Annotated in this window: 1 protein-coding gene and 1 pseudogene; one reads left to right on the forward strand and one right to left on the reverse strand. The window is 77.6% G+C overall.

The genetic code is table 11. The annotated features are described in order from the left end of the window. Positions 1 to 479 (reverse strand): annotated as a pseudogene (locus tag GTQ99_RS22195) (hypothetical protein); the annotation flags it as partial. Between the two features lie 153 nt (positions 480 to 632). On the opposite strand from GTQ99_RS22195, the gene GTQ99_RS26435 reads away from it, so the two are divergent. Further along, on the forward strand, positions 633 to 2425 hold a 1793-nt coding region (locus tag GTQ99_RS26435; protein WP_205708022.1), incomplete at its 3' end, for an ABC transporter transmembrane domain-containing protein.

Genomic DNA, 2425 nt, shown 5'->3' on the forward strand with positions numbered 1-2425 from the left:
GGCTCGGGGTCCTGCCAGCGGCGGGCGGGGCGCCCGGCGAGCTGGTCCACGACCTGGCCGAACAGCCAGCGGCGGAAGGCGACGAGCTCCGGCTCGGCGGGCAGCGCGAGCAGGTGCCGCCCGCGGCAGTACTCGTCGGCCTCCTCGAGCACGTCGAGCAGGTGCTGGACGTAGGGCGCCGAGGCGCTGGCGGCCGGGTACTCGACGTCCACGTGGGTGCGCCCGCCGGCCAGCGCCGCCTCCATCGCCTGCGCGTGCAGGGCGCGGTGCGGGGCGTAGGTGGTGTCCAGCTCGACGGCGAGCTCCAGCAGCCGGGCCGGCAGCGAGGCGTCGGCGCTGCGCTCCTCCCCGATCCGGATGAGGGCGAACTCGCGCAGCAGCCCCTCCACGTGGCGGTTCAGCCGGGCCCGCAGCAGCAGCGGCAGGTGCAGCAACCGCACGTGCGCGTCCAGGGGCCCCGGCCCCTCCTGTCCCCCCACGGGACCACTGTGCCACGTCACCGCTCACGCAGCGTAGTGATGGTGTCGCACCGCGTGTGGAGGTGGTGCCGCGGCGCGCGCGGCGGCGGTCGGTGGGACACGGATCCGATATCGGATGGAGAGTCGTCCGGACAACGATTACCGTCGATCCACGTGCGGGAACTCCCCCTCGCCGATCCCGGCGCCCCCGACGTCCGATCCCCTCTGAGGCTGCTGCTGCGCACGGCCGCGCAGCAGTGGCGCCCCCTGGCCGTCGGCACCGCCTTCGGCTGCGCCTGGATGCTGACGCAGGCCGTCCTGCCCGCCGCCGTCGGCAAGGCCCTCGACGAGGGCGTCCTGGCCGGCGACGACGGCGCGCTGCTGCGCTGGTCCGCCCTCGTCCTGGCGCTGGCCGTCGCGACGACGCTGGCCGCCGTGGCGCGCCACTACTACGGCGTCACGAACTGGCTCACCGCCTGCTTCCGCACGCTGCAGCAGGTCGGCCGGCACACCGCCCGCGCCGGCACCGCCGTGACCGCCCGGCTGCCGCAGGGCGAGGTGCTCGCCAGCACCGCCTCCGACGGCCCCCGCCTGGCCGACGCCTTCGACGTCACCCAGCGCGCGGTGGCCTCGGTGCTCGCCGTCGTCGTGGTGGCCGTCCTCGTGCTGCGCACCTCCGTGCCGCTGGGGCTCATCGTCCTGCTCGGCATCCCCGCCGTCCTCGTGGCGCTGCTGGTGCTGCTGCGCCCGCTGCAGGAGCGCCAGCGGCGCCAGCGCGAGCTCACCGGGCAGCTGACGGCGCTGGGCACCGACACCGTCCGCGGCCTGCGCATCCTGCGCGGCGTCGGCGGCGAGGACCTCTTCCTCTCCCGCTACCGGGCCAAGAGCCAGCAGGTGCGCGCCGCCGGCGTGCGGGTGGCGGTCTGGGAGTCGGCGCTGGAGGCGCTGCAGGTCCTCGTCCCCGGCCTGCTCGTCGCCGCCCTGGTGTGGGCGGGCGCGCGCGCCACCGTGCGCGGCGAGATCACCCCCGGCGACCTCGTCGCGCTCTACGGCTACGCCGCCTTCCTCACCTCGCCGCTGCGCATGCTCGTGGAGGCCGCGGACAAGTACGCCCGCGCCCTCGTCGCCGCCCGCCGGCTGGTGACGATGCTGGAGGTGCCGCCGCTGCTGGCCGACGCCCCGGCCGGGCGGCTGCAGCACCCCCCGGCCGGCCCGCTGGCCGACCCCGCCTCCGGCGTGGTCGCCGCACCCGGCGAGCTGACGGTCGTCGTCAGCGACCCGCCCGAGGACGCCGGGCCGCTGGGCCGGCGGCTGGCCCGCTTCGAGGACGCCCCCGCGACGGGCACCGGGGCGGGCACCGGCGAGGAGGAGGAGGTGACGCTGTCCGGCGTCCCGCTGCGGCGGGTGCCGGTCGCCGAGGTGCGCCGCCGCGTGGTCCTCGCCGAGGACGACGCCCAGCTCTTCAGCGGCACGCTGCGCGAGCAGGTGGACCCCGAGAACCTGCACACCGACGCGGAGGTGCTGGAGGTCCTGCGGGTCGCCGACGCCACCGAGGTCGTCGACCTCGTCGACGGCGGCCTGCGCGGCGCGGTCGCCGAGCGCGGCCGCTCGCTGTCCGGCGGCCAGCGCCAGCGCCTGGCCCTGGCCCGGGTGCTGCTGCGCGACCCCGAGGTCCTCGTCCTCGTCGAGCCGACCAGCGCCGTCGACGCCCACACCGAGGCCCGCATCGCCGGCCGGCTGCGCACGGCCCGCGCCGGGCGCACCACGCTCGTCGCCAGCGCCAGCCCGCTCGTGCTGCCGCAGGCCGACACCGTGCACTGGGTGCGCGACGGGCGCGTGGTGGCCAGCGGCACGCACGCGGACCTGCTGGCCCGCGACGCCGGCTACCGGCGCTTCGTCACCCGCGACGCCGCCGCCGGCCCGAGCGCCGGCGGCAGCACCGGCGCCGTCCCCGCCCAGTCCGGCGG

It is taken from the genome of Kineococcus vitellinus (genome assembly GCF_009906315.1).
GTDB lineage: Bacteria > Actinomycetota > Actinomycetes > Actinomycetales > Kineococcaceae > Kineococcus > Kineococcus vitellinus.